This is a genomic window from Bacillus sp. WC2503, assembly GCF_052682895.1.
Map to the genome: position 1 here is coordinate 150346 of NZ_JBQYMD010000001.1, position 20836 is coordinate 171181.

The following is a 20836-nucleotide window of genomic DNA, read 5'->3' on the forward strand; positions in this document are numbered from 1 at the left end:
TTGGTTATATTGAACAAAGGGAGGGCTATTGATGAATGGGTTTATGAGTTTTATGGAACAGAAGATTATGCCAACAACGCAAAAGATTGCAGGACAGCGACATTTATTAGCAATTCGAAACGGGGTTATTTCTACATTACCATTAACGATCGTCGGATCATTTTTCGTTATCTTTTTAAACTTACCAATTGATGCATATATGGAGTGGATTGCACCGTTTCGTCATATTTTAGATATTCCATTCCGATTTACAGTAGGCTTAATGGCATTATACGCAGCTTTTGGGGTAGGGGCTTCGCTCGCTAATTTTTATCAGCTCAATCAATTAAGCGCAGGGTTACTCTCTGTACTCGCCTTTTTATTAGCATCAGTTGAACCAATTCAAATTACGAAAGCTGTACCAGGTGTTATTGATGCGGGTAGATACATTTCAGTAGGAACATTAAGTGCCACGTCTTTATTCGGCGCAATTGTTACTGCATTAATTGCAGTAGAAATTTATCATTTTATGATTAAGCATAATATTTCGATTAAATTACCAGAAAGTGTACCACCAGCAGTTGCAAACTCGTTTGCAGCATTAATTCCAACTTTAGTTGTTATTCTTTTATTCTGGGGTATTCGTTACGGTTTAAAATTTGATGTAAATACAACAATCACATATTTAATTGCACCATTAAAGTCAGTATTAGTAGGAAACAATTTATTCGGCGGTCTATTAACAGTATTTTTAATCGTGTTCTTCTGGTCATTCGGTATTCATGGCCCAGCGATTTTAGGACCAATCATTCGTCCGATGTGGGATTCAGCAATTCTTGAAAATATGGAAGTGTTCACGGCTACAGGAAATGCACATCAGTTACCAAACTTATTTACAGAGCAATTTATTCAATGGTTCGTATGGATTGGTGGGTCGGGTTCAACGTTAGCTTTAGTCATTATGTTTATGTTCTCTAAATCTAAGTTCTTAAAAGAGTTAGGTAGATTATCATTCGTGCCAGGTTTATTCAATATTAACGAGCCAATTATTTTCGGGGCACCGATTGTAATGAACCCAATCTTAATTATTCCGTTCGTTATTACACCGTTAGTTACAACGACGGTATCATATTTCGCAGTTGTTTCAGGTATGATTCCACTTATGATGGCGAAGTTGCCATTTACGATGTTAGCGCCAATTGCAGCAGTGATTAGTACGGACTGGACAATTATGGCTGGCGTACTTGTAATTATTAACTTTGTAATCTCATTTATTATTTACTATCCATTCTTCAAAATGTATGAGAAACAACAAATAGCAGGAGAGGAGAAAACAGAATGCTCGGAGCAATTATCATCTTAATTACATTTGTGATCGGACAATGCATTGCTCATTATTCGAAATGGGTACAAAGTAAATCTTTATTAGTTTTACTACTCGTATCAGTTTTGTTTATCGGTTGTTCAATGGGTGCATATGTAATGTTAGGTCTACACTCACCGTACGTAATTATTGTACCGACAATTTTATGTGCAACATGTTTATCTGCAAAATATAGATTTACGAGCATGTCATTAATACAACGTGTGAAGGAGATGCAAAAGCATGGAGCGTAAATTAGGAATTTCACTTTATCCAGAGCATTCAACGAAAGAAAAAGATATGGCTTATATTTCCGCAGCGGCACGACACGGTTTTTCAAGAATATTTACTTGTTTGTTATCTGTGAATCGTCCAAAAGAAGAAATTGTAGCTGAATTTAAAGAGATTATTAATCACGCAAAAGATAACAATATGGAAGTTATTTTAGATGTAGCTCCAGCTGTGTTTGATCAGCTTGGTATTAGTTATAGCAATCTATCATTTTTCGCAGAATTAGGCGCAGATGGTATTCGTTTAGATGTAGGCTTTGACGGGTTAACGGAAGCGAAAATGACGAATAATCCGTACGGTTTAAAAATTGAGTTAAATGTAAGTAACGATATTGCGTACTTAGAAAATATTCTTTCGCATCAAGCGAATAAATCAGCTTTAATCGGTTGCCATAATTTTTATCCACAAAAGTTTACTGGTCTTCCGTACGATTATTTCATTCGATGTAGTGAACGTTTTAAAAAGCATGGTATTCGCAGTGCGGCCTTTATTACATCAAATGCCGCAAACATCGGTCCATGGGATATTAACGACGGTTTATGTACATTAGAAGAGCATCGTAATTTACCAATTGAAGTACAAGCGAAGCATCTATGGGCAACAGGGCTAATCGATGATGTCATTATCGGAAATGCTTATGCGAGTGAGGAAGAGTTAGAAAAACTAGGAAATTTAAATCGCTATATGTTACAGCTAAAAGTGCACTTTGTAGACGAAGTGACTGAAGTAGAGAAGAAAGCGACGCTGCAAGAATTACACGTAAGACGCGGCGACATAACAGAATATATGGTACGTTCTACAGAAGTGCGTAAAAAGTACAAAGACTATGACTTCCCGGTGCGCGAAAGTGTGCTACAGGAAAGAGGGCAAGTTGTAATTGGTAATAACTCATTCGGAAAGTATAAAGGTGAACTGCAAATCATCTTGAAAGAAATGCCGATAGATGAACGGAAAAACATTGTCGGTACAATTGCGGAAGAGGAGTTATTCTTACTAGATTATGTAGGGGCTTGGACGCAGTTTACTTGTGTGGAATAGGGAAGATAGGGGGCGTTCTAAATTTTGGAACGCCTTTTTAATAGTAAAGTGCTTTTAATGTAAAAATTTGTCGATAAATCGATATTTCTTGTCGAATCGTTGATATATTATAAGTTACGATAGATATATTCGAAAAATCGTTGATATATTGTAGGTTACGATAGATATATTTGAAAAATCGTTGATATAATTTCATTTACTGTGACATTTTTCAGTAGTTTAATAGAGTAAAAAAAAGAGTCAGCCTCAACAATGAGACTGACTCTTTTTTTATAGTAATTAGTTTAAAATTTTCACTGTAACTGTTTTACGTCCCCAGTTACTTGAAGTGCCTTTATCTGGCATTAAAACGTCGATTTTATTTCCTTTAATAGCTCCACCAGTATCACCAGCGATTGCTACTCCGTAACCTTCAACCCATACTTTTGAACCTAATGGAATGACACTTGGATCAACTGCAATTAGTTTCATGTTTGGATTTGCTGTTAAGTTGTGACCTAAAGCTGATTTTACTTGGTCGCCTGCTTTATAACCATTTTCAAGTGGATCTGCTGTGTAAGCTGTTGCTACAACTCTTAACTCACGAGAAGATGATGGTGTGCTTGTTTCAGTTTCTTTTGCAACAGGTTTTTGTGTGGCTGGTTTTTGAGCTTTAGCTGCTTCTTGAGCCTTAGCCGTTTCACGAGCTTCAGCTGCTTCCTGAGCCTTAGCTGCTTCACGAGCTTCAGCATCTGCTTGAGCTTTAGCCGCTTCACGAGCTTTAGCTGCTTCTTGAGCCTTAGCCGCTGCTTGAACTTCAGCTGCTGCCTGAGCTTTAGCTTCTTCACGAGCTTTAGCTGCTTCCTCTGCTTTAGCTTCTGCTTGAGCTTCAGCATCTGCCTGAGCTTTAGCTTCTGCTTGAGCCTTAGCTTCTTCACGAGCTTTAGCTGCTTCCTGAGCTTTAACTTCTGCTTGAGCTTCAGCTACTTCACGAGCTTTAGTTGCTTCCTCTGCTTTAGCTTTTGCTTGAGTTTCAGCTACTTCACCAGCTTTAACTGCTTCACGAACTTTAGCTGTGTCTTGAACTTTAATTGCTTTTTCAACTTTAACTGCTGGTTGAACTTTAACTGGTGCTTTACCTGTTAAGTAAGGAACATGAACATAAGCTGTTTTTCCGTTATATTCAAATTGAATCCAGTCATTTTGCACTTCGTGTGTTGTTTCGATTACATCATCTTGTTTCAACTTACCAAGAATTTCTGAGTCTGTGTTTGCTCCAGCACGTACGTTTAATACGTTTGCTGTTACGTAGTAAGTATCTTTCGTATAGTCAGCGCTTATGAAAGCTTCTTTACCGCTATTCAATTTAACTTTTGACCATCCGTTTTCTGTATGTAAAACATTTACTTTATATCCATCTAATAATTTTCCTACAACTTTTGATTCAGTAGTTGGGTTTTCTCGTACGTTTAGTACGTCAGTCGTTACGATTGTTTCTGCTTTAGCAGATGTTGTGAAAATCCCAAGACCAAAAACCGCTGCTGTTGCTATACCCATAAATTTTTTCATAATAGCCTCCATTGCATTTGTTTTCGTTGACCTCATTATAGCAACCATTATTTTCGTATTTGCGAAAAACATAAAATTACAAAGCTTTCGTAACGGGGCATTAATATTCTGTAATAATTCCATAAATAACCTGATAGCGCTTCCTTATTGTTTTTTGGAGGATTAGAGCGTGTGAAACATAAAATGAGTGGTATCTCAATTTCTATAACGTTAATAATATTACAGTAATGTTTCTAATTGTTTTCTGAAGTATTACAAAAACGGTGTGTTTTACTGTCGAAACGAAAATTTAGTTATAAAATAATAATATTTTTGACTGTGGAAATATATAAATGAGGTGAAATTTAATGAAATATTGATAGAATTGTTACAAAATAAGTCGATGCATGGAAAAAATTACGCCTTGTATTTTGTCTATTACATATTATTTTTGCAATAATAGGATTCGATAATAGCCCGAGTATCTATAAAGAATGAAGAGTATTAGAAAGATAGTTGTAACGTGAAACATATATAATAGAAGAAACACAATTTGATAGGTAAATAAAAAACGTAGGAGTGTACACTCCTACGTTTTTTATTTACTCATATCGTAAACATTCAATTGGATCAAGTTTTGCAGCTTTGTTAGCTGGTAGTAGTCCGAATGCAATACCGATTAGCATTGAAATACCTACTGAAAGAAGTCCAAGTTCTTTTGAGATAACAAGTGGCCATCCGGCAAAGATTGAGACGATCCAAGCGAAGAAAATACCGAGCATGAATCCGATAAAACCACCTAGTCCTGTTAAAATACAAGATTCGATTAAGAATTGCGTTAATACTTTACCGCGTGTTGCACCAAGTGCTTTACGAATACCAATCTCACGTGTACGTTCTGTTACAGATACAAGCATGATGTTCATTACACCGATACCACCAACAAGTAATGAAATAGCAGCGATACCACCGAATACCATTTTCATCATACCGATTGATTCATCTAGTTGCTTCGTAAATTCACCCATATCTTGAGCTTCAAATTTATGCTCAAATTTAGGAGCTTTCATATCGTTTAAAACAGAAGCGGCTTGTTTTTCTACACTTTTACGTTCTGCTGGTGAAGTTAATATTAATCTTACAGAGTCATACTCAGTTACTCCTGAGATTACAGGAGCGTTTTCAAGTGATGTATAACCTTCTGACATAGCCATTCCGAAATCATTTTTCGTTTCATACACACCGACTACTTTATATGGCTTTCCTTTTATGTCAGTGTATAAATTTGATTCCCAGCCGTTAAATAATTTATTGAAAGCTTCTTCATTTAAAATAACAGCAGGAATCGCTTGCTTTAATTCACTATCATTTAATTCACGACCGTGAACTAATTTTATTTTCGCATCTGTCATGAAGGCGCCTGTTCCACCTCTTAAATCAAGAGAGACATCTTTTGAACCAGAAGATGCTTTTACTTTCATACTTACATCTGGATAAACATCTTTAACGCCTGGCACAGTTTGAAGACGTTTTAACATATCAGCTGTAATTTTGGCACTATCAGTTCCGTAATCAGGGTTGTTGTAGTAAATCGTTACTTCTGTATCTTTTCCTTGGCCTAATTCTTTTTTAAACTTTGCATTTGTACCATCACCCATTGAAATGATAGTAATAATGGCGCTAATACCAATAATAATACCTAGCATTGTTAATATAGAACGCATTTTATGAGCAAAGATAGAGGAAAGGGCCATGCGTATATTTTCACTCGTGTTCAAAATTAACCTCTCCAATCTTGGACGATATTTCCGTCACGAATTACAATTTGACGTGCTGCAGCTTCCCCGATTTCACGATCATGGGTAATCATAATAATTGTTGAGCCTTGTTTGTTTAATTCGTAAAAGAGGTCCATAATTTGTGTACTCGTTTTCGTATCAAGTGCACCCGTTGGTTCATCAGCTAAAATGAATTTTGGGTTATTTACAATTGCACGGGCAACGGCAACACGCTGCTTTTGACCACCGGATAATTCGTTCGGTAAGTGAGTAGCTCGATCTGCTAAACCAACTTTTGTTAAAGCGGCTAATGAGCGTTCACGTCTTTCTTTTTTATCGACTCCAGCGTAAATAAGAGGTAGTTCTACATTTTGAAGTGCTGTAAGTCTCGGTAATAACATGAAGTTTTGAAATACGAACCCGATCTCTTTATTACGAACGCGTGCAAGTTCGGTTTCAGACATGTTTGAAATATTTTGTCCCGCTAATTCATACGCACCTGTCGTTGGTTTATCTAAGCAACCGATAATGTTCATTAAAGTTGATTTACCAGAACCAGAAGGTCCCATTATAGAAGTGAATTCTCCTTGGTTTAGTGTTATGTCAATTCCGTGTAATATTTGAACGGACTCTGCACCATTTTGGAAGGATTTCGTGATGCCTTTTAAGTTAATCACTGGGCGACAACCTCCATACCATCTTTTAAGTCTTTTTCAGGTTTAGAGATAATTTGCTCTCCTTTTTTCACTCCAGAAACTTTTGCTTCGCTATCTGTCTCGAATTCAACAGTAATCGCTTGTTCTTTCGCTTTACCATCTTTTACAACGAAGACAACATTTTTGTCACCTTTTTTCACGATGCTGCTTTTCGGAACAATTGTACCAGTTGCTTCGCCAGATTTACTTGTTACATAAACGTGGAAGCCGTTTTGTAATTCTTCACTATTATCTAATGTGACAGTGAATTGATAGTTAGAAACAGTTTTATTTTCGTCCATACTCTTTAATGGTGTAGAACCAATTTCCGTTACTTTTCCTGTCCAAGTCTTACCAGCGACCGTTTTTGATGAAACAGTTACTTCTTGCCCAACTTTCATACTAGCAAGCTCATATTCAGAAAGTTGACCTTTTACTTTAAATTGACCAGCATGACGAAGAGTAATGCCACTCATACCTGTTTTTTCATCAGCAGTTTTCACGATATCATCAATTACACCATCAACAGGACTTGTTACAGAAAGAGTGTTTACTTTCTCTTTTGCTGCTTTAATCATTTCATCAGATTTTTCAACTTCAAACTTTTTCATTTCAAGTTGTGATTCTAATTGTTGCACTTCGACTTCCGATGCTTTTAATGCTTCCTGAGGAAGACCTGCATTTTTATCTTTTTGTAATTTTTGTTTCGCTGCATCGATTTGTTTTTGGAACAATGTTACTTCTTTTTGTGCGATTTTCTTTTGCATTTCTGCTTCCGTTACACCTTGTTTAGCAGTGGGGTCATTATATTTAAACAGAAGCTGCCCTTTTTTCACTTCATCGCCTTTTTTAACCGCTAATTCATACGTGCCTTTTGTTGGATCAAATGAAATAGTTTCAATTCCGTTTGGAATAACTTCACCGCCAAATTTTTGCGCGTTTTCGATTTGTTTTTCTGTTACTTTATAACTGCTATATGCCATTGCAACATCTGAACCACCACCAGCAAATGCAAAATATGATCCAGCTGCAATTCCGATTGCTACTACACTAGTAATTAACACTTTATTTTTCTTCTTCATCTATTTATCACCTTTTCGTTCGTTTTAGTATCTACATTAAGTATAAAAGAGGTGAAGAATCTGACAAATCGTTTTAGCTTACAATAACCTTACAGTTTTGTAAGGTATGAATATGTAAATGTAAGGTAGAGGTTGTCCTAGCTTAAGCAAATGAATTGACTCGTTGTTTCTTTCCTACAATAATATTGTAGGAAGGAGAGGAGGAAGGAAGATGGAAATTTATTTTAGCGTACACCCATTAAAACCATTTATTCCATACTCAAGGCAACATGCCATTATATTATTTATTATGTTGGTGGGGATCTTTTTTTTATATCAATACCAAGATGTATTACGTCAAATTGAGTGGAATATAACGGTTAGATATGCGATTGCATTTCTATTTATAGGAAGTGAAATTGGGCTTCATATGTGGGAATGGAAAGCCGGGATTTTTGACCTAGGCACTTCATTACCATTTGAGTTATGTACGATTAGTTTATTATTAGCGTCAATTATGATTGTAACGAAAAGTTATCGCATATATGAGATTGTGTTTTTCACAGGAATTATCGGTGCATCACAAGCCATTTTAACGCCAAACTTGCAGTATGCTTTTCCGCATTTTCGTTTCATTGAATATTTCATTGCGCATGTATTGCTCATTTGGGCACCGCTCTTTATGACCTGGGTAGAAGGGTATCGTCCGACAGTACAATCTATTAAACGCACAATGATATTTTTAAACATATTGATTCCAATTGTTTCGTTTGTGAATTACAAAACGGGTGGAAATTATATGTTTTTAGCTCATAAGCCAGAAACTGCCTCATTACTCGATATGTTAGGACCGCATCCTTACTACATTATTTCATTAGAACTCGCAGCGCTTATTGGATGTTTTATTGTGTATATGCCGTTTGCGAAAAGAGAAAAACATGTACATAAAGAATCACTAGGATCATAACCTAGTGATTTTTTACGTTTGAATATTTACAATTCAGAAAATTAAGAATAAAATTAAAGGGTAAATCATAGAGAGAGAAGGGGAAAAATGGTCAAAAAAGTATTTTTGAATGGGATGGAAATGACGATTCAATTTATTATTTCGATTTTGGGGATTATTTTTTTAGGGGCACTGCCGAAATTATTTTATGGATTTGAGCTGCATGTATCAGAGTACATAAAGAGTTTAAAAGAAGTATTTTTGAACTTAATGGATCTCTCCAATTTGCAATATGTGAGAGATAAATTTTTATTCCCACAGTTGTTTATCCATTATAAAGAAACGATTGTTATTTTTTTGGCCGCTTTTTTCATTTCATTATTTGTAGCATTTTGTATCGTTTATATGATTATGAGTAGTTCACCGCGTATACAACATCGAATTAAATCATTTCTTATCTTCCTAGAATCCATTCCAGACATTCTTCTTATTTTAGTATCACAAATTTTAGTTATATGGTTTTTTAAACAAACAGGTTTTTTACCTTTTCAAATTGCGTCAATTGGAGGCGAGTCGATTAGAGGATTGCCAATATTATGTTTGAGTATACCGACAACGATTATGTTTGTAAAAATGTTAGTGCTTCGTTTTGAAAATGAGCTAGAAAAAGATTATGTACTATTTGCTAAAGCGAAAGGGCTGAATCGCTTTCATATTTTAAATCGTCATATTTTACGAAATGTGTTGCTTAGTACACTTTTCTTTGCGAAAACGAATGTTTTTTTTATGCTATCTAATTTATATATTATAGAATGGATTTTTAATACGAGTGGTATTTTTATGTTTTTGAAATCGTATGAGGGTATTAGGGTTGAGGTTTTCATCGTTAGTGTGCTGCTTATTTATATTCCGATTTTTATTATATTTAAATTGTTTCATTATCTCATTCCAGCTGCGATGAAGGAGAGATTATAATATGTGGACGTATATAAAACGCGATAAAAGATTTTGGATAAGCATTGGGTTTCTTCTCCTATTAGTTCTTTTGAGCATCGGAAATACGATATGGAATGATGGACAGATTAAAAAAGTTACACTGCAATATGATGCGGATGGAAATCCAGAAGTGCCACCGTTTTCACCTTCACTACAATTTTTACTCGGGACAGACTTGAAAGGATATGACCTTTTACATTTAGTCATTGAAGGCGCGAAGTGGACGATTGGTATATCTATTTTAATTGCGGCACTTAGAATGGTAATAGGTGTGTTTTTCGGTGTTATACTCGGAACATATATAAAAAGAGGTTTTTCAAAGATTGAGGCTTTTTTTGATAGTTTCACAGTTATTCCGACAGTTATGATTGCGTATTTCTTTCTTCAAGCTGTGAATAGATTTGGAAGTGGAGAGGAAACAACAACTTTTTTTGAAAGGGCTTCGTTCCAAGTTGTATTACTTGTACTGCTTGTGATGCCAGTTATTGCACTTTATGTGGCGAAGGAAGTTCGTAAATTACAAACGGAAGAATTTATTGATGCTGCGCGCATATTAGGTGGATCAAGAAGACATATTGTTATAAAGCACCTTTTTCCGCATCTCAATATGACGTTTATACTCGTATTTCTTCAGCAGTTTACTCAAACCTTGACTATTTTACTTCATTTAGGGTTACTTGAGGTGTTTTTTGGAGGGACAGTCCAGTTTGGTGGACCAATAGGGATAAAAGAAGTAGACTCTTACACACATGAATGGTCAGGGTTAATAGGAGTCTATTTTAGATCGTTAACAGTGCATCCATGGATTCCTCTCGTCCCAATTACATTTTTCGGGCTTACTATTTTTTCTGGAAATATGATTGTAAAAAGTATAGAAGAGGCGATGTTAAAAGTAAGGTTAGGCGGAGAGATAAAGAAGCCAGTTGTAGAAGAAGAACAATCTGTTGTGCAGTCAAAAGAAGAGTTATTTACTTTTAAACATACGATGTGAAAATAAAAAAAGAAGCAAGCATAATCAATGCTTGCTTCTTTTTTTATTTCGTAGAAACTTCACCTTCAGCTTCTGTTTGCGGAATAAAGTATCCGATTATACCACCGATAATTGCCGGAACAATCCAGCCGATTCCTAAGTTATAAAAAGGAATTGTGTGTACGATATTAGCGATAAAGTTTGGAATCATTTCCACATTATCAAGTGCATGAATACAGCTAATAAGGAATGCAGCGATCATTGCTCCGATATAGACAGAAGGTTTACGTTTCGTATATTTATCAATAAATGATACGAAAATTAAAATGATTGTAATTGGATATAAAATAATTAATACAGGTAATGTAATTTTAATTAATAAGCTTAAGCCTAGGTTTGAAATGATGAAGCTAAATATACAAACGTATAATACCAGTTTCTTGTATGAAACATTCGTTAACACTGTTGCGAAATAGTTTGCGAATGCACTTACAACACCGATTGCAGTCGTTAAACAAGCGAAAATAATTGCGATACTTAATAAAACGTTACCGCTTGTCCCAAAGAATTGATACATAATCGTAGCTAATAGCTGACCACCGTTTTCGAATTGTCCTAAGTTTCCGTTTGAAGCTCCGATATAACCGAGTAAGAAATAAACAATTGTTAAGAAAAGGGCAGCAATGCTTCCGCAAATAATTGTATATTTTGCAATGGATTTTTTATCTTGTATACCGTTTTGGCGAATTGCATTTACAACAATCGTTGATAATACGAGTGCCCCAATTGCATCTAACGTTAAAAACCCTTCAAGAAATCCTTTGAAAAATGGGATGTCTTTATAGTCACCGATAGGTTCTGTGAATGATCCTGGTGAAAGAATTGCTTTTGTTGCCATAATTGCAATAATTACAAGTAAAATTGGCGTTAATATTTTACCGATATGATCTACTAATTTGGATGGATTTAATGATAGGAAGTAAACGACTGTAAAGAAAATAGCGCTAAAAGCCAACATAGAATACCATTGATCTGGGAAAAGTGGTGCAATCCCAATTTCGTAAGATACAGATCCAGTTCGTGGAATAACAAATAGTGGGCCGATTGAAAGATAAATAATGATAGCGAATACTGCTGCGAATTTTGGATGAACACGGCTTGCTAAAGTGTTAAAACTACCACCGGCAAGGGCAACAGCGACGATAGCTAGTAAAGATAAACCGACGTCTGTAATAATAAATCCTGTAATGGAAACCCACATGTTCTCTCCGGAAGAAAGACCGAGAAGGGGCGGGAAAATCATATTACCAGCACCGAAGAAAACTGCGAATAGTAGTAAACTAATCGAAAGTATTTGCGCTGGTTTTAAAGTTGTACGCATATAAAGAAAATCCTCCTAATGAGTATTTTTGTCGAAAATTCAAATAATTTGTCGAGTAACTGTTATTATTTTAAAGGTCTGATGACTAGAAAGCAAGAGGGAATTTTATAAAAATTAAAAAATAATGCATTAAATTGAATAAATATACTATTTATATGTTAATTAGGAAGGATTTAACTTTACATATAAAAAAACACACATATCGTTACGATATGTGTGTTAAAAGAAAATCTTTTTATCACGTTCTTCTTTTAAAATTTCAACTGCTTCTCGGAAGCGTTGTGAATGCACAATTTCTCGTTCACGTAAAAAGCGTAAGCTGTCATTTATATCTGGATCATCGGATAAGTTAATGAGCCATTGATATGTTGCGCGCGCTTTTTCTTCAGCTGCAATATCTTCGTATAAATCTGCGATAGGGTCTCCTTTTGCCTGAATATAAGTAGCAGTAAAAGGAACACCACCTGCATTATGATAAAATAAAGCGCTATCGTGATTAGCGTACTGTGCGTCTAATCCGGCAGCTTTCATTTGTTCCGGTGTTGCATCTTTTGTTAATTTATAAATCATTGTAGCGATCATTTCTAGGTGTGCGAATTCTTCGGTGCCGATATCGGTTAGCAAGCCAACGACTTTGTCAGGGATAGTATAACGCTGATTTAAGTAACGAAGGGCAGCAGCTAGTTCGCCGTCAGCACCACCGTACTGTTCAACTAATAATTTGGCAAGGGCTGGATTACAGGTGCTTACTTTAACCGGGTATTGTAATTTCTTCTCATAAATCCACATATTTTCTCTCCTTCATATTTGCCATGGCCAAGGACCTTTGCTCCATTCCCATGGAGCGTTAGAATAACTATTTCCAAACTGCTGAAGTGGTCCGTATTTTTCTTCCATCTTTTGTTTTAATACCCTTCGTTTATAGGAGAAGTCATTAAATTGATTAATCGCAGCAGTGTCATCTGGATGTGTATCTAAATAAAGAGTTAGTTCAACTAGTACAAAGTCTAGTTCTTGAAGCTCCAGTAAAAGTTGATAATATTCTTCTGGTAGCGATTGAGTCACGTCAGTAGTCACCGCCCTTTTTTATAAGGATTTTCATAATAGTCATAAAAAACAGGCCATAAAGTTCCTTTTTGTAATGCCTCTTTTGGTGTGAATTGCGGTAAATTTGGCGGTTGAAAACCTAAAAATAAATTAGGAGGAGTAGAATAATATTTTTTTCCGATAGGAGGACAAGGATCTTGAGGGCTATGGTATGGCACGAATGATCTCATATATTTATTCATGAATAAACCTCCTTAACTCTTCATCACTACGTATTGTATTCAGACATAACAGGCATTTATGACACATATAAAAAAGTAATAAGTACAGGGGGAATGAATGTGGAGAATGTAAAGAATTTCATTGTGCTAGAAGTAAAGAACTTAAAGGAAACGCTGTATTTTTACGAAGGGATTTTAGAAATAAGCCCCAGTTCAGAGAGACCTCAATTAGATATAACAGGGGTTTGGTATGATGCTGATTCAATGAGAGTTAGTTTTGTAATGAATCGTAGTTTGGGTGGGCGTGAGAAGAGTGTTACGGATGCGGTTGATGTTCTAATGTTTTCAATTTCTAACATAGAGAACTTAAAGAAGAGGTTAGTGTTTTATAAAATTGCATATACAGAAAACAAAAGTGAGAAGAGTATTGTAGTACAAGACCCAGATGGATATAAAGTTCAAGTGATAGAAAGAAAGGAACATAGGGAGGCGATTTGATGGAGAGAAATTACGAAGAAAGTGCGTTGTTTGAGCATAAGTTTTGGCTAAAGGTACTTAGTGATCATGCGCAATTTTTACTTGATGCGTTAGCTCCAAAGGAGAAGGAAGATATAAAGAAAGCTACTTATTTTGTTGAGACGTTTACAGGCTTTTTAAATAAAATTCATACTGTCAATCTCATTGCATTCTCAAAAGAGGCAGAGCGAGCTGCTAAGGAGATACGAACGTTTAAATTAAATATTATACAGAAACAGTTGGAGGGGAAAATTACTATTCATTTTACGCCAACTTTTATTAATCATATGGTAAATGAAGTAGAAGAGTATATAACGGTGTTAGAGTTTTTAAAGAAAGGAGAAGTTCCGCCTGTTTTTCATGAATTACATTATCATCTCGTTTGGTTAACAGATGCAGCTGGTCATGCAGGGTCTATTTCTGGTGGATTAGATCTTGTTGAAAAAAGATTGAAAGAGAAAAGCGAAGAATTCGAGAAGCACTTTGAACAATTTTACTTAAAGGCAGTTGAGATGACGGGGTATTTACGGACAGAGCTTCATCATTTTCCGGCGTTAAAGAAGTTTACAAAAGATGTTTCACTTGAGTTAAAATTATTTTCGCATTTTCTCCATGAGGTTGAAGAGATGGAGTTATCGAATGAAATATTAAGTGCGTTATCAGCGAGAATGGCAGATCATATGGCAAGAGAGGAATGTTATTATTTATTAAAGTTAGCACAATCATCTGGACTTGAGATGCCAAAATGTAATCCACTTTAAAGAACAAGAGGTCGATTTCAGTTGGCCTCTTGTTCTTTTTTATTATCTCTTTTTATTTTTGCTTGCTCAATACTTGCCTGTAATGTCTCCATAATATTGATGATGTTTGGAGCTGGGGAGATTGTTTCAGTTTTTTCCTGTTGTTCAATTTTGTTTTCGATTAATTCGGTAAGAGCTTCTTTATACTCGTCTGTAAATAGCTCTTGTTCGAAAGGATTTGTAAGATGATGAATTAAATTGATTGCCGCGGTGAGTTCTTGTTTTTGAATAGGATGATCTTCGTTACTTGGTAAATTAGGTGTAGTTGTTATATTGCGAATTTCATTAGGGTAATGAATGGTTTGTAACATAAGCCCATCTTCAAAGCTACGGATAATAGCTAAGTGTTGTTTTTTTCTGATAGAAATATGAATTAGACCAAGTTTATTCGTACGTTCAAGAGCTTCTTTTAATAATAAATATGACTTTTCGTGTCCCGGCGTAGGGCCTATAAAATAAGAACGGTCATAGAGAACAGAATCAATTTCGCTATTTTGGACAAAAGATATAATACGAATGGACCGTGGCTCATGAACTTTTTGCAGCTCAGCTAATTCTTTTTCATCAATAATGATGTATTTATGAGGTGCATATTCATAGGCTTTTACAATATCTTTATCATCGATTTCTTCATCCGTACAATCAGGAGCAAGCTTTTTATATTTAATAGGTGTTAGGCATTCTTTATGGAGACTTAAAAACTTTATATCGTTTTCTTCTACGGCACTATATAGTTTGATTCCTATATTTAATAGCCCAAGTGAAAGTGCACCTTTCCATACGGTATGCATATGAAATTTCTCCTTTCATTTAAAAAAATAAGTATGTTTATTATGAGATAGTAAGAAATTTCATATACGTTTTTTATTTTTAGTCAAGGGTAAGCTAGATAGTTCGAGTCATAAAATGTATTGACAAGCCCTCTAAAATATTTTAATGTGATTGTATAAAATTGTGTATATAAAGGGGAGTAACTTATTACAGTAAAGTCGTCATTACAGGGAGAAACCCTCGGCTTTATTGGCAACGTTTCGTTGTTAGTGAGACCTTTACCAGCAATGGTACAGGCCCCTTATTGTCTTTTTTAGGACCCTTACCATATTTGGTAGGGGCCTTTTTGTATACAAAGAGAGGAGATAAAAAATGAAAAAACTTATTAGTAGATTAAGAGTTGTATTTCATGTCCGCAAGTTTGTTCCATTCCTATTTGACTTTTTCACTTCAAAAGAGGTTTCAATAAAGAAGAAAATTTTATCTGTTGCTTTTTTAGTTGGTTATGTGGCGATGCCGCTTGATTTAATTCCAGACTTCCTGCCGTTTATCGGTATTTTAGATGATATTGGAATTGTGTTATTCATTTTGAATCGAATTGTAAAAATGGCACCAGTGCAATTACAAGAAAAGCATAATGTAAATATTGGATAGGAGTTAAAAGAATGGAGCAAATTATTTTAGATATAATCGAGTTTTTAAAGCAGTTTTCTTATTTTGGAGTTGTGTTAGCATTAACGTTTGAATTTATTCCAGCAGAAGTAGTTTTACCCATGGTTGGATATTGGGTGTACGAGGGAGATATGAATTTTTGGCTAGCTGTATTAGCTGGAACGCTTGGTGGAACGACAGGACCATTAACGTTATATGCACTCGGTTATTACGGTGGTCGTCCTCTATTAATAAAATACGGAAAATACTTCTTCATTAAGGAAGAACAAATTCAAAAGGCAGATGATTTCTTTGAGAAATACGGACCGGTTGTAGCCTTTGTTGGACGCTTCGTTCCAGGAGTTCGAACACTTATTTCCGTTCCATGTGGTATGGCGAAAATGAACATATGGAAATTTAGCATATATACATTTGTAGCGATGTTCCCGTTAACGGCTTTGTATATATATGTAGGAATGAAATTAGGTCCGCATTGGGAAAAAGCAGCGGATATTGTTGGACAATATATGCTACCGATATTAGGAGGCGTTCTTCTTATCGTGGCTAGTATCTTTATCTATAAATTTATGAAAAAACGAAACAAAACGGAATCTATCTAGTTATTAGCATTGAGTTTTGATTAATTTTTGAAAATAGATGAATAGTACAGGCAAAAGACTCTAAAGGACATACACATATAGGGAATATAAAAGAGAGAGGGGAAACAACTATGTCTTGTGAGTGCTCAGGGTCAGCGTTAACTTGCTGTCCAGATAAAAATTATGTGCAAGATAAAGTGTGTAGTCCGTGGTCTGCTACTGTAGTTGCAACAGCAATTGATAATGTTCTCTATACAAATAATATTAATCAAAATGTAATTGGTACTGGCTTTGTGAAATATGATGTTGGACCGGGCCCAATCACTGTAGAAGCACTTGATTCTGCTGGGGCTACAATTGATACACAAACATTAAACCCAGGAACGAGTATTGCTTTTACGTATCGCCGCTTTGATAGTATACAAGTTGTGTTACCGGCAACACCTGCTGGAACGTATCAGGGAGAGTTTTGTATTACAACACGTTATCCACTTTCATAGCAGAATAGGAGAGGATCAAAATGGGAATGAGAAGTTCCAGTTTGTCTTGTTGTTCTAATAAAACGCTTGTACAAGATCAAGTATGTACAGACTGGTCTATTACAGGTGCTGGTACTCAAATTGTATATACGAATAATATTACGCAAGAAGTGTATGGTTCGGGTTATGTGAAATATGATGTAGGCGCAAATCCAATTACTGTTGATTTTTTAGTAGGTGCTACAGTAGTTGATACGATTACTGTTCAACCGCAAAGTAGCGGTACTTTCACTATACGATATTTTACTACAATTCGAATTACTACGACAGGAACAACTGTTAGTCAAGGAGAGTTTTGTATTACAGTACGTTATCCGATTTCATAAAAAAGCATACCGTAAAGGGTATGTTTTTTTTATTGAGGAAGTAATGAAATTGGTATTCTATAAGCAACATGTAAATTGGCAACAGTACTTGCCTTCTAAATATAGTGAAGAATTACTTTGTATATTAATAATACTAACGGATATTAAACCTTTACCTGTGTAAGATATTGTATTGCCAGGAAACACAGTGAAAATATTAGTTACTGCTCCAACGATTTGAATTGTAATTGCTTCAGTGCTGCTAGTACTATTGTAAACCGAGACAGTACCTGATATAAGGAGTATCCCATCACTTTGCCATAGTATCATTGATTGTAATGCATCTTTGGCAGAGGGAATGGTGCTATTAGTTATGAGGAAATTCCCTGCAAATTCATTTGTTACTAGCTCGCAACTTGGATTTGGAGGAGGGGGCGGTGGACAAGGGTCTGGACAAATGATAGATAAAGGAGCGAAACAGCCAATATTTTTTTTATTCTTCAATACAACCCCTCCTTTTTAAGTTGTCTTTTACTACTATTAAATGTAGAAGCATGGCCGATGTGTTAAGAAAAGAAGAAAATGTTAAAAATTAAGATTGTCTAATAGGCTTACATCTTAACGTATCATTCATGTTATAGAAAAGAGTATATGTGAATAGACATGGGAAAAGAATGATCAGAATCTTTTAGACAAAAGGTGGTTGTATACAATAGTACGAGGAATGTGGGACTTAATTTATAATTAACTGTATATTTACAAAAATTTAATAAAATTCATTTGTGATTTAAACGACATTAATATGCTTTAGATAAAATAGCCCTTGTAATGAATCAATTATTATGAGGAGGATTCACGTGGACAGAATTGCTTTAAGAAAAGTAAAAGGTCTTATTGGATTATTAATGATTTTTGTATTGGCGTTTGTATCATTTCCATGGAGTACATCAGTCAAAGCGGAAGAGAAGAAACAAGAAAAGATGCAGAGTGAGAAGAAGTTAGTTTTTCCAGTTGTAAGTGATGTACATATTAAAAACAGTGGAACGGATGATACGTTTCGCTGGAAAAGAGCGATTGAACAGTTTAATACACTTGCTCCAAAACAAGATGCATTTGTAATTGTAGGAGATTTTACTGATTCAGGATCGGTACAACAATATGATCGCTTCATGCAAGTGTATAATGAAAATGCAAATAAAGATGCGGTACGAATGAATTCTCTCGGTAATCATGATTATTGGAACGGCTTATCTGTAGATGGAGCGCAGAAGCGTTTCTTAGAAAAAACAGGAATGGAATCGATTTATTATCATAATGTGGTGAAAGGGTATCACTTCCTTGTTATGTCTCCGGAAGATGGGACAACTCATGGATATTATTCAGACAAGCAAATTAACTGGTTAAAAGAAGAAATGGCAAAAGCGCAAAAGGATGATCCAGAAAAGCCGATTTTCGTATTTTTACATCAACATATTAAAGATACAGTATACGGTAGCCAAGAGTGGGGAACGAAAGATAGTACGAAAATTAATGCAGTATTAAAAGAATACCCACAAGTCATTACGTTTTCAGGTCATTCTCATTATCCGTTAGATGATCCAAGATCTATTCATCAAAAAGACTTTACGTCCGTTGGTACATCTTCTGTAAGTTATATGGAAGTTGAAGGCGGTAAAGTACAAGGAAATATCCCGCCAGGAGCTAGTACGTTAAGCCAAGGTTTATTAGTAGAAGTAGATGATGAAGAGGTAACGATTAATCGTCGTGATTTCCATACGAATGCTTGGACAGGTGAGCCTTGGAAAATTAAATTGCCAGCAAAGAAAGAAACATTTACACATGTAGAAAATCGTGATAAAGAAAAGCCATACTTCGCTAAGGATGCAAAGCTTGCTGTATCAAATGTAACAGAAAACGCAGCAACAGTAACATTCCCGCAAGCATTGGACAACCTTCTTGTTCATTCTTATCGTGTACAAGCGAAGGATAAACAAACAGGTGAGATTAAAAATAAGTTATTAGCATTCTCAGAGTTTTACCGTGACCCAGTGCCGAAAGACCTTACATTTACGCTTGCAGGGTTAGATGGTGGGAAAACATACCTACTTGAAGTCGTCGCAATTGATTCATTTGGCAATGAAAGTGTGCAGCCGTTAACGGCAGAAATTACTACGAAAAAAGATAATATCGATCCGAATGTAAAAGTGCCAAAGGCTGATGTTTTCGATGTGAACTTTGCAGATGGTACATTTAAAGACAATTCACCATTTGTTACAAAAGGTGATGTGAAGGGTAATGTGACTATTGAATATGATAAAGCTTTGAAAAAAAATGTTATGAAGTTAAACGGGAAAGCAAATACATTTGGGTATCTGCCGTTTTCAGCAGCCCAAAAAGAAAAAGTAGCAAATGCATTTACGTTAGAAACTGTATTTTCAATGAATGAAATTCGTGGACAAGGTATTTTGCAAAATACAGAGAGTGGTGGAATTGGTTTTGAGTCTACAGGAAGTGGAAATGTTGAATTGTGGGCTCATATTGGTGGTAGTTATAAACGTGTTGGCGTTCAGTTAGAAGCGAACAAAACATATCATTTAACAGGAACGTATAACGGAAGTGAAATAGCAATTTATGTAGATGGTAAAAAAATAAATAGCCAACCAGCTCAAGGAAAAGTGTATCATCCGAACGTACCGTTTGCATTTGGAGCTGATCCAGATAGCAATGGAAATGGTGGCATTTCGTTAAATGGTCAAATTGCGCTAGCAAAATTATATAGTAAAGCATTAAGTTCTTCAGAAGTATTAGCAGCGTACAATGAGTTTTTTAATCGTACGAAGTTAGAGCAAGTAAACGCGTTATATGAAGAGCTAGGAAAAGTAAAAGCAGTGTTAGCTGGTACATATGAATTTGGTGATAAGCCAGGTCAATACTCAAAGGAAGCATTTCAAGAACTAGAGAAAAGCTATAACACTGCAAAGCAAGCGTTTGAAAATATCGGAAGTACTGGGGAACAAATTATTCAAACGTATAACGAATTAAAAACAGCTAATGTAACCTTTGTACAATCTAAAGTAGCAGAAGAGCAACCAAAAACACCGAAAGAAAAATTAAAAATCAATATTGAATCTGCAAAAGTTGTAGTACAGAAAGCGCAAGCTGCGAATGTAACGGACGGTTCAGTGAAATCATTACAACAAAAAATTACAGTTGCAGAAGCTGTATTAAAAGATGCGAAAGTGAAAGACGAACAGGTAGAAACGATGAATCGTACGATAGAGCATGCGATTTCACTCGTTGAAAAAAGCATGAACAAATAAGAGAGAAGAAAAAGAAGCTTATCATGATAGGCTTCTTTTTTG

At 35.4% G+C, this 20836-nt stretch carries 23 protein-coding genes; 13 read left to right on the forward strand and 10 right to left on the reverse strand.

Features of this window, described 5'->3' with window-relative positions; translation table 11 throughout:
• The first annotated feature begins 31 nt into the window (after positions 1 to 31).
• Genes ACUN26_RS00850 through ACUN26_RS00860 form a run of 3 tightly spaced genes read left to right on the forward strand, consistent with a single transcriptional unit; the run spans position 32 to position 2671 of the window.
• Complete coding sequence (locus ACUN26_RS00850) at positions 32 to 1342, forward strand: PTS sugar transporter subunit IIC (RefSeq protein ID WP_001013063.1); 1311 nt, start codon at positions 32 to 34, stop codon at positions 1340 to 1342.
• Positions 1318 to 1596, forward strand: coding sequence for a hypothetical protein (locus ACUN26_RS00855; RefSeq protein ID WP_000900040.1), 279 nt, complete (start codon positions 1318 to 1320; stop codon positions 1594 to 1596). Before ACUN26_RS00850 ends, ACUN26_RS00855 begins: the two co-directional genes overlap by 25 nt.
• Positions 1586 to 2671 (forward strand): DUF871 domain-containing protein, encoded by a 1086-nt coding sequence (locus ACUN26_RS00860; RefSeq protein ID WP_000440067.1) that lies wholly within the window; start codon positions 1586 to 1588, stop codon positions 2669 to 2671. The genes ACUN26_RS00855 and ACUN26_RS00860 overlap by 11 nt, the downstream gene beginning before the upstream one ends.
• A 279-nt stretch (positions 2672 to 2950) precedes the next feature.
• Here the strand turns inward: ACUN26_RS00860 and entC are convergent, their stop codons facing one another.
• The 4 genes from entC to ACUN26_RS00880 all read right to left on the reverse strand — a co-directional run bounded on the left by entC (position 2951) and on the right by ACUN26_RS00880 (position 7753).
• Positions 2951 to 4342: a cell wall-binding protein EntC gene (gene entC / locus ACUN26_RS00865; RefSeq protein ID WP_000421978.1), complete on the reverse strand. Its 1392-nt coding sequence runs from the start codon at positions 4340 to 4342 to the stop codon at positions 2951 to 2953.
• Between the two features lie 458 nt (positions 4343 to 4800).
• Positions 4801 to 5952 (reverse strand): ABC transporter permease, encoded by a 1152-nt coding sequence (locus ACUN26_RS00870; RefSeq protein WP_002038017.1) that lies wholly within the window; start codon positions 5950 to 5952, stop codon positions 4801 to 4803.
• A gap of 26 nt (positions 5953 to 5978) precedes the next feature.
• A complete protein-coding gene (locus tag ACUN26_RS00875) occupies positions 5979 to 6653 on the reverse strand; it encodes an ABC transporter ATP-binding protein (RefSeq protein ID WP_000609095.1) in 675 nt (224 codons plus the stop codon).
• Entirely contained in the window at positions 6650 to 7753 is a 1104-nt protein-coding gene (locus ACUN26_RS00880) for an efflux RND transporter periplasmic adaptor subunit (RefSeq protein ID WP_000728811.1), read from the reverse strand. Before ACUN26_RS00880 ends, ACUN26_RS00875 begins: the two co-directional genes overlap by 4 nt.
• Positions 7754 to 7964: 211 nt before the next feature.
• On the opposite strand from ACUN26_RS00880, the gene ACUN26_RS00885 reads away from it, so the two are divergent.
• The 3 genes from ACUN26_RS00885 to ACUN26_RS00895 all read left to right on the forward strand — a co-directional run bounded on the left by ACUN26_RS00885 (position 7965) and on the right by ACUN26_RS00895 (position 10665).
• A complete protein-coding gene (locus tag ACUN26_RS00885; RefSeq protein ID WP_000409221.1) occupies positions 7965 to 8699 on the forward strand; it encodes a YwaF family protein in 735 nt (244 codons plus the stop codon).
• A gap of 87 nt (positions 8700 to 8786) precedes the next feature.
• Positions 8787 to 9653, forward strand: a complete 867-nt coding sequence (locus ACUN26_RS00890) for an ABC transporter permease subunit (protein WP_000239657.1) — start codon at positions 8787 to 8789, stop codon at positions 9651 to 9653.
• Position 9654: 1 nt separating this feature from the next.
• Positions 9655 to 10665 (forward strand): ABC transporter permease subunit, encoded by a 1011-nt coding sequence (locus tag ACUN26_RS00895; RefSeq protein WP_000269943.1) that lies wholly within the window; start codon positions 9655 to 9657, stop codon positions 10663 to 10665.
• Positions 10666 to 10708: 43 nt separating this feature from the next.
• On the opposite strand, the gene brnQ2 is transcribed toward ACUN26_RS00895, so the two are convergent.
• The 4 genes from brnQ2 to ACUN26_RS00915 all read right to left on the reverse strand — a co-directional run bounded on the left by brnQ2 (position 10709) and on the right by ACUN26_RS00915 (position 13314).
• Positions 10709 to 12025: a branched-chain amino acid transport system II carrier protein BrnQ2 gene (gene brnQ2 / locus ACUN26_RS00900; RefSeq protein ID WP_001260922.1), complete on the reverse strand. Its 1317-nt coding sequence runs from the start codon at positions 12023 to 12025 to the stop codon at positions 10709 to 10711.
• A 219-nt stretch (positions 12026 to 12244) separates the two neighbouring features.
• Positions 12245 to 12814, reverse strand: a complete 570-nt coding sequence (gene cotJC, locus ACUN26_RS00905) for a spore coat protein CotJC (protein WP_000265285.1) — start codon at positions 12812 to 12814, stop codon at positions 12245 to 12247.
• Positions 12815 to 12826: 12 nt separating this feature from the next.
• Entirely contained in the window at positions 12827 to 13090 is a 264-nt protein-coding gene (locus ACUN26_RS00910; RefSeq protein WP_000194492.1) for a spore coat protein CotJB, read from the reverse strand.
• Positions 13091 to 13098: 8 nt separating this feature from the next.
• Positions 13099 to 13314 carry a spore coat associated protein CotJA gene (locus tag ACUN26_RS00915; RefSeq protein WP_001046260.1) on the reverse strand — a complete coding sequence of 72 codons (216 nt, stop codon included), beginning with the start codon at positions 13312 to 13314 and terminating at the stop codon, positions 13099 to 13101.
• A 93-nt stretch (positions 13315 to 13407) separates the two neighbouring features.
• Here ACUN26_RS00915 and ACUN26_RS00920 point away from each other — a divergent pair, with 93 nt between their 5' ends.
• Both ACUN26_RS00920 and ACUN26_RS00925 read left to right on the forward strand, forming a co-directional pair.
• Positions 13408 to 13791 carry a VOC family protein gene (locus ACUN26_RS00920; protein ID WP_080001216.1) on the forward strand — a complete coding sequence of 128 codons (384 nt, stop codon included), beginning with the start codon at positions 13408 to 13410 and terminating at the stop codon, positions 13789 to 13791.
• The gene (locus ACUN26_RS00925; protein WP_000440955.1) at positions 13791 to 14570 is read left to right on the forward strand and encodes a DUF2935 domain-containing protein; all 780 of its coding nucleotides are present in this window, start codon (positions 13791 to 13793) and stop codon (positions 14568 to 14570) included. The genes ACUN26_RS00920 and ACUN26_RS00925 overlap by 1 nt, the downstream gene beginning before the upstream one ends.
• A gap of 17 nt (positions 14571 to 14587) precedes the next feature.
• On the opposite strand, the gene ku is transcribed toward ACUN26_RS00925, so the two are convergent.
• Positions 14588 to 15400, reverse strand: coding sequence for a non-homologous end joining protein Ku (ku, locus tag ACUN26_RS00930; RefSeq protein WP_000557761.1), 813 nt, complete (start codon positions 15398 to 15400; stop codon positions 14588 to 14590).
• A gap of 352 nt (positions 15401 to 15752) precedes the next feature.
• On the opposite strand from ku, the gene ACUN26_RS00935 reads away from it, so the two are divergent.
• The 4 genes from ACUN26_RS00935 to ACUN26_RS00950 all read left to right on the forward strand — a co-directional run bounded on the left by ACUN26_RS00935 (position 15753) and on the right by ACUN26_RS00950 (position 17495).
• A complete protein-coding gene (locus ACUN26_RS00935) occupies positions 15753 to 16034 on the forward strand; it encodes a YkvA family protein (protein WP_000733839.1) in 282 nt (93 codons plus the stop codon).
• Positions 16035 to 16045: 11 nt separating this feature from the next.
• A complete protein-coding gene (locus tag ACUN26_RS00940; RefSeq protein ID WP_000435005.1) occupies positions 16046 to 16651 on the forward strand; it encodes a DedA family protein in 606 nt (201 codons plus the stop codon).
• A gap of 110 nt (positions 16652 to 16761) precedes the next feature.
• Positions 16762 to 17130, forward strand: a complete 369-nt coding sequence (locus tag ACUN26_RS00945) for a DUF3992 domain-containing protein (RefSeq protein WP_001277536.1) — start codon at positions 16762 to 16764, stop codon at positions 17128 to 17130.
• A gap of 20 nt (positions 17131 to 17150) precedes the next feature.
• The gene (locus ACUN26_RS00950) at positions 17151 to 17495 is read left to right on the forward strand and encodes a DUF3992 domain-containing protein (protein ID WP_000525817.1); all 345 of its coding nucleotides are present in this window, start codon (positions 17151 to 17153) and stop codon (positions 17493 to 17495) included.
• 57 nt (positions 17496 to 17552) lie between these two features.
• Here ACUN26_RS00950 and ACUN26_RS00955 read toward each other — a convergent pair whose 3' ends face one another.
• Positions 17553 to 17978, reverse strand: a complete 426-nt coding sequence (locus ACUN26_RS00955) for an S-Ena type endospore appendage (RefSeq protein ID WP_000791321.1) — start codon at positions 17976 to 17978, stop codon at positions 17553 to 17555.
• A 353-nt stretch (positions 17979 to 18331) separates the two neighbouring features.
• Here ACUN26_RS00955 and ACUN26_RS00960 point away from each other — a divergent pair, with 353 nt between their 5' ends.
• Complete coding sequence (locus ACUN26_RS00960) at positions 18332 to 20794, forward strand: LamG-like jellyroll fold domain-containing protein (protein WP_000373852.1); 2463 nt, start codon at positions 18332 to 18334, stop codon at positions 20792 to 20794.
• Positions 20795 to 20836: the final 42 nt, after the last annotated feature.